Source organism: Saccharopolyspora sp. NPDC002686 (genome assembly GCF_040295745.1).
GTDB lineage: Bacteria > Actinomycetota > Actinomycetes > Mycobacteriales > Pseudonocardiaceae > Saccharopolyspora > Saccharopolyspora oryzae.
Genome location: NZ_JBEOVY010000407.1, coordinates 1 through 6370, shown reverse-complemented (window position 1 = coordinate 6370; position 6370 = coordinate 1). Strand labels below are relative to the sequence as shown.

Sequence of the window (6370 nt, the reverse complement as noted above, 5' to 3'; positions counted from 1 at the left end):
CCTGCTCGGTCAGCCCGCGACCCACCAGCCGCTGCACGCGCTCGTCCTCGGGCGCGTCGACGATGATCACGAGGTGGTAGTTCGGCGCGTAGCTGAGCACCCGCAGCGGTCTCCCGCAGCTGGTCCGCATCGGCCAACCGCCGGGCCTCGTCCACCAGGGCGACGTCCTCGCCCGGTTCCGGTGCGACCGCCTCGATCTCGCTCAGCCCGTGCCGCAGCAGGTCCGCTTCCCGCGCCAGTTCCCGGGATCGCTCGGTGCGCTCGGTCAGCTCCCGCACCGCTTCCGCCCAATCGGCGCGCACCCGCTGGTAGTTCGCGAGCACCTGCAGCACGGGATCCCCGGCGAAGCGGTCGAGCACCGCGCGCTGCTCGCCGGGCCGCAGCAACCGCAGCTGGTCGTTCTGCCCGTGCACCGCCAGCACCTGCTCGGCCAGCTCGGACAGCAAGGCGTTCGGAACCGAACGGCCCCCGAGGTGGGCGCGGGAACGACCATCGGCGGCGACCGTGCGGATGGCGATCAAGCTCCCGTCGTCGTCGGGTTCGGCCCCGGCCTCGGAAGCGACCTTCGCCGCTGGTGAGTCGGTCGTCGTCTGGAACCGGCCTTCCACGACAGCACGCTTCGCACCGGAGCGGACCCGGGACGCATCGGCCCGACCGCCGCCGAGCAGGTGCAGCCCGGTGACCACCATCGTCTTGCCGGCCCCGGTCTCACCGGTGACCACGGTCAACCCCTGGTGCAGTGCGAGCGTGGCGTCGTCGATGACGCCCAGTCCCTGGATGCGCATCTCCGCCAACACATCAAGCACCCTACTGGCACGCCCGGACGGCCGACGCCCCGCTGGGAATAACGAAATGCACAACTCGCCCCAGCGCAGGCCCGCCCGTTCAGTCCCGCTTGACGCGGGCCGGTCCCCGCCAGCCCTGCACCGGCAGCTCGAACTTGTGCACCAGGCGATCGGTGAAAGCGGTGTCGTGCAGCCGCACCAGGCGCAGCGGGCTGTCCCCCGCCACGACCTCCACCCGAGACCCGGGCGGCAGGTCGAAGTGCCGCTGCCCGTCGCAGCTGAGCACCGCGTGGTGACCGTGCTGGTCGATCTCCACCGCCACCAGCGATTCCCGCGACACCACCAGCGGCCGGGCGAACAGCGCGTGCGCATTGCTCGGCACGACCAGCAGCGCCTGGACCTCCGGCCACACCACCGGCCCCCCGGCGGAGAACGCGTACGCCGTGGACCCGGTCGGCGTCGAGCACAGCACCCCGTCGCAGCCGAACGCCGACACCGGGTGGCCGTCGACCTCCACGACGACGTCCAGGATCCGCTCCCGGCTGCTCTTCTCCACGCTGGCCTCGTTGAGCGCCCAGGTGCTGGCCAGGACCTGGCCGTCCAGCTTCGCGGTGACCTCGATCGTCATCCGCTCCTCGACGTGGTACCGGCCCTCGACCACGGCGGCCAGCGCCTCGTCCAGCGCATCGGAATCGGCACCGGCCAGGAACCCGACCCGGCCCAGGTTCACGCCGAACACCGGAACACCGGCCATCCGCGCCAGCTCCGCCGCGCGCAGCAAGGTGCCGTCGCCGCCGAGCACCAGCACCAGCTCGGTACCCGCAGCCGCCTCCGGCCCGGGCGCCACGACCCTGCTGTAGCAGTCGGCGTTGAGCTCGGGCGCTTCTTCCGCCAGCGCTCGCACCCGCAGTCCGGCGCCGATCAGCTGCCCGGCGACCTTCTCGGCGGTGCGCAAGTTGTGCTGTCTGCCGGTGTGCACCACCAGCAGCACCTCTCGGGTCAACTCCCACTCCTTCACCGGTGCGAGTTCTCCACTGCGGTCTACTTCTTCACCGAGTTCTGCGGTCCCTGCCGGACTGCTTCGGCGATCAGCGCTTCCGCGGCCTCCACGTCAGTCTTCTCCCCCGGCCGCAGCCACAGGAAGTACTCGACGTTTCCGGACGGCCCCGGCAGCGGACTGGCGACCACGCCCCGCAGCCCCAAACCGTTCTCAGCGGCGACCTGCACGACCTCCAGCACCGCTTCGGCCCGCAGCTCCGGATCGCGCACGACCCCGCCCGAGCCCAGCCGCTGCTTGCCGACCTCGAACTGCGGCTTGACCATCGGCACCAGGTCGGCTTCCGCGGTCGCGCAAGCCGCCAGCGCCGGGAGCACCAGCTTCAGCGAGATGAACGACAGGTCGGCCACCACCAGGTCGACCGGCCCGCCGATGAGCTCCGGGGTGAGCGAGCGGACGTTGGTGCGGTCGTGGATGTGCACCCGCTCGTCGGTCTGCAACTTCCAGACCAGCTGCCCGTAGCCGACGTCGGCGGCCACCACCTCGCGCGCCTCGCGGCGCAGCAGCACGTCGGTGAACCCACCGGTCGAGGCGCCCGCGTCCAAGCACCGCCGCCCGGCGACGGTCAGCCCCTCCGGCTCGAAAGCTTCCAGCGCACCCAACAGCTTGTGCGCACCGCGCGACGCCCAACCCGGGTCGTCCTTGTCCTCGGTGACCACCACCGGCGCGTCGGTCTCGACCGCGGTGGCGGACTTGCGCGCCACCATCCCGCGCACGGTCACCCGACCCGCGTCGACGAGTTCGGAGGCGTGCTCGCGGGACCGCGCCAGCCCGCGTCGAACCAGTTCGGCATCCAACCGCGCCCTGCGTGGCACTGCGTCAGCTCCTGTGTGCAGTCGTTCCGGAGAGGAGGTGGTCGGCCTTCGACAGCGCGTCGGTCAGCGCGGCGTGCACCGCCTCGAATCGCTCGACGTGCTCGGCGACGGGACTCTCCGACACCTCGTCGAGCGCGGCGACCGCCGTCCCGATGGCGTCGATCGCCGACTGGCCGTCGTCGGCAGAGCGCGCCAGCATCGCGGGATTCGGCATCTGCCCCGGAGAGGTCATCCGCTCCTGCTCCCCTCGATCACGCCGCGACCGCTCTGCGGCGACGTCCCCACGCTATCCGAACGCCCCGACAGCGACACCGCGACGTCCGCCGCTCAGGCCAGGCCCAGCTCGCGCAAGGCGGCCTTCGCGTGCTCGTCCGCACCGCGCACCGCCACCGGACCGGACGAAGTGGCCCACCACGCCGAGCACAGCGATCGCAGCGCGGCCAGGGCGTCGGACTGCTGATCGGATCCGGCCAGCTCCAGGCCGTCGTCGTCGACCCGGACCTGCCAGCCGTCCTGCGCCGCGATCGCCACCTCAGCGGCAGCCTGCAGCAGCCCGCGCAGATCGGCGGCGACGTGGTCCGGGCGCATCTCCGGCGGAGCGCCGAGCAGGTCCGCCGGGGTGTTGACCCCGGTCAGGACCATCAGCGACGGCATCCCGGCGTTGACCGCACCGGCGATGTCGGTGTCCAACCGGTCGCCGACCATCAGCGGCGACTCGGCTCCCGCCGACGAGACAGCGCGATCCAGCAGCGGGCGCTCCGGCTTGCCGGCCACCAGCGGCTCCTGGTCGGTCGCCGCGCGCAGCAGCGCGACCAGCGAACCGTTGCCCGGCATCAGCCCGCGTTCGGTCGGCAGCGTCCGGTCACCGTTGCTCGCGACCCACAGCGCTCCAGCCCGGATCGCCAAGCAGGCCTCCGCGAGGTCCCGGTAGGCGATGTCGGTGGACAGCCCCTGCACCACCGCGACCGGATCGTCGGCGAAGTCCGACACCGGCACCAGACCGGCCTTGTCCACTTCGGACACCAACGCGGCGGAACCGACCACCAGCACCCGCGAACCGGCGGGCAACTTCTCGGCCAGCACCGCGGCACCGGCCTGCGCGCTGGTGCTCACCTCGGCCCGCTCCGCGGGCAGTCCGAGACCGGTGAGGTGATCGGCGACCGCCTGGTCCGGCTTGGACGCGTTGTTGGTGACGTAGCGGACCGCGACACCGCGGCGGTGCACTTCCCGAACTGCCTCCAGGGCACCGGGAACCAGTTCACCGCCGCGGAAAACCGTGCCGTCCAGGTCGAACAGCACGACGTCGTGGCCGTCGAGCAGCGTCCCGCTCACTGCGCTCGCGCGCCCCCTTCAGCGTCGCCCTTCGCGGGCTCGACGGCGTCGGCATCGTCAGCCGCCGACTCGTCCGACTTCTCCGCGTCCTCGTCCGAGGTTTCGTCGTCCGAGGCGTCCTCGTCGGCGCTGTCCTCTTCGGACTCGTCCACGTCGTCCTCGAGCTCGTCGTCGTCCTCGTCGGAGATCCCGGCCGCGGCCTCGGCCTCGGTCACGAGCTCCTCGACCACCTCGGGGCCGCCGATCTTCTCGGCGAGCTCCTCCAGGCGCTCCGGAGCGTCGGTCTCCTCGTCGTCGTCGGCGTGCGCCGCGTGCACGAACCAGGTGAAGGCGTCGCGTTCGCGGCCGGCCGCCAGCAGGTTGTCGGCGTAGGCGTAGAACAGCCGCGCGCTCCACGGGTCCTGCCGCTGCGGGTCGAGCTCAGCGGTCTGCAGGCTCACGACGGAGGCCTCGACCTCACCGAGGTCCCGACGCGCGCCGGCAGCCACGATGCGCAGCTCGACGGCGTCCTCCTGCTCGAGCTGGGTCGCCTCCTGGCTGCGGGCGATCTCGACCGCGCGCTCGGGGCGGCCCAGCGCGCGCTCGCAGTCCGCCATCATCGCGAGATGGCCGGGGCCACCCGCCATGCGACGAGCCGCGCGCAGCTCGGACAGCGCCTCGTTCCACTCGCCAGCCAGGTACGCGGCCAGGCCGTTGGCCTCGCGCACCGACGCGAGGCGGGACGCCTTCAGCCGGGCGTAGCGGGCGTGCTCGAGCGCCTTCTCCACGTCCGTGTCGACCAGCTGACCAGCAGCCACGAGGTGCAGCGCGACCAAGTCCGCCAGGCCCTTGGGCACCGAGAGCAGCTCTCGGCGCACCTCGGGGTCGAGGTCCTTGGGGTCCAGCCCCTCGGGCAGCTCAGGCGCAGCCTTCTTCGCCTCTGCAGCTTCGTTCACCTGCGGCTCGGAGTCGCCCCGGTCATCACGACGCGGCCGATCGTCACGCCGGTCGTCCCGGCGCGGACGGTCATCACGTCGGTTGTCGCGACGGTCGAAGCGGTCCCCGTCCCGGCGCGGACGGTCGTCGCGCCGGTTGTCCCGGCGGTCGTCGCGGCTGCGGTCGTCGCGACGCGGGCGATCGTCACGCCGGTCCTCCCGACGCGGCCGGTCACCGAAGTCGCGGTCATCGCGGCGCGGCCGGTCGTCACGGCGGGGCCGGTCGTTGAAGCCGCGGTCATCGCGACGTCCGTAACCACCACGCCGGTCGTTGTCCCGCCGGTCGTCCCGGCGGAAGCCGCCCCGGTCGTCACGACGGAAGTCGCGCCCGCCCCGGTCATCGCGGCGGTCGCGGTTGTCGCGCCGGAAGTCCCCGCGATCTCCCCGGTCGTCCCGGCGGAAGTCCTTGCGGTCCCGGTCATCACGACGGAAGCCACCGCGGTCGTCGCGGCCCTTGTTGAAGCCCCGGTCGCGGTCATCGCGGCGGAAGCCCCCGCGGTCATCACGCCGGTCATCGCGTCGGAAGTCCTTGCGATCGCGGTCGTCCCGACGGAAGTTGTCGCGACGCGGCCCGCGGTCGTCCTTGTTGAAGCCGCCCCGGTCGTTGTCCCGGCGGAAGCCGCCCCGATCGTCACGACGGAAGTCGCGTCCACCCCGGTCGTCGCGACGGTCCCGGTTGTCGCGCCGGAAGTCCCCGCGATCTCCGCGGTCGTCCCGACGGAAGTCCTTGCGGTCGCGGTCATCGCGCCGGAAGTCGTCACGCCGCGGCCCGCGGTCGTCGCGGCCCTTGTTGAAGCCCCCGCGGTCGTCCCGGCGGAACCCTCCGCGGTCATCGCGGCGGTCGTTGTCACGCCGGTCGTTGTCACGGCGGAAACCACCGCGGCGGTCCTGACCGCGGCCACCGAAGTCGTCCCGACCCCGGCGGTCGTCGCGGTAGCCGCCGCGACCGCGGTCATCGCGGTCGTTGCGGAAGCCTCCGCGGTCGTCCCGGGAGTCGTAGCGGCGCGGACCGCCCTGCGAACCCCGGCGCTCGTAACCCCCGCGGCCACCCTGGCCGCTTCGGCCGGCACCGGCCCCGCGGCGGAAGTCGCCGCGCTTGTCGTCGGAACCGGACACCGAACCTCCTGAAGCAGAAACACTGAAGTCCCCACCAGCGTAGACCCACCTTCTGGTGAGCTGTGGCGGGCCGCCTCCCGAATGTGAGCGGGGGCAACTCACGGTCATGATCCAGCGCGAACCTGGTCATGGAAAAACGAAGAGGCCGACCGGAGATCCGTCCCGCAAGGACGGGTCCGGTCGGCCCCTTCTCACATAGTGTGTCGGCGGTGTCTTACTCTCCCACACCCTGTCGAGTGCAGTACCATCAGCGCTGGGGAGCTTAGCTACCGGGTTCGGAATGGGACCGGG

At 72.2% G+C, this 6370-nt stretch carries 7 protein-coding genes and 1 rRNA gene; 1 reads left to right on the top strand and 7 read right to left on the bottom strand.

The annotated features are described in order from the left end of the window. The 6 genes from ABTZ89_RS33970 to ABTZ89_RS33945 form a co-directional block, all read right to left on the bottom strand. On the bottom strand, positions 1-797 hold a 797-nt coding region (locus ABTZ89_RS33970; RefSeq protein WP_351052556.1), incomplete at its 3' end, for an AAA family ATPase. A gap of 88 nt (positions 798-885) precedes the next feature. Further along, on the bottom strand, positions 886-1788 hold the full coding sequence (locus ABTZ89_RS33965) for an NAD kinase (RefSeq protein ID WP_351052553.1): 903 nt from the start codon (positions 1786-1788) through the stop codon (positions 886-888). Positions 1789-1826: 38 nt separating this feature from the next. Next, complete coding sequence (locus ABTZ89_RS33960; RefSeq protein ID WP_270954110.1) at positions 1827-2657, bottom strand: TlyA family RNA methyltransferase; 831 nt, start codon at positions 2655-2657, stop codon at positions 1827-1829. 4 nt (positions 2658-2661) lie between these two features. After that, complete coding sequence (locus tag ABTZ89_RS33955; protein ID WP_351052548.1) at positions 2662-2889, bottom strand: hypothetical protein; 228 nt, start codon at positions 2887-2889, stop codon at positions 2662-2664. A 95-nt stretch (positions 2890-2984) separates the two neighbouring features. Then, positions 2985-3989, bottom strand: a complete 1005-nt coding sequence (locus tag ABTZ89_RS33950) for an HAD-IIA family hydrolase (protein WP_351052545.1) — start codon at positions 3987-3989, stop codon at positions 2985-2987. Beyond that, positions 3986-4825, bottom strand: a complete 840-nt coding sequence (locus ABTZ89_RS33945; protein WP_351052542.1) for a tetratricopeptide repeat protein — start codon at positions 4823-4825, stop codon at positions 3986-3988. Before ABTZ89_RS33945 ends, ABTZ89_RS33950 begins: the two co-directional genes overlap by 4 nt. Between ABTZ89_RS33945 and ABTZ89_RS33940 the strand changes: the two genes are divergently transcribed. Next, positions 4790-6091 (top strand): hypothetical protein, encoded by a 1302-nt coding sequence (locus ABTZ89_RS33940; RefSeq protein ID WP_351052539.1) that lies wholly within the window; start codon positions 4790-4792, stop codon positions 6089-6091. The genes ABTZ89_RS33945 and ABTZ89_RS33940 overlap by 36 nt on opposite strands. 189 nt (positions 6092-6280) lie before the next feature. On the opposite strand, the gene rrf is transcribed toward ABTZ89_RS33940, so the two are convergent. Further along, positions 6281-6370 (bottom strand): 5S ribosomal RNA (gene rrf / locus ABTZ89_RS33935); the annotation flags it as partial.

What these genes read in the sequence shown, in the direction of transcription:
- ABTZ89_RS33955 (WP_351052548.1), bottom strand. Translation starts at nt 2,889, where the DNA reads ATGACCTCTCCGGGGCAGATGCCGAATCCCGCGATGCTGGCGCGCTCT.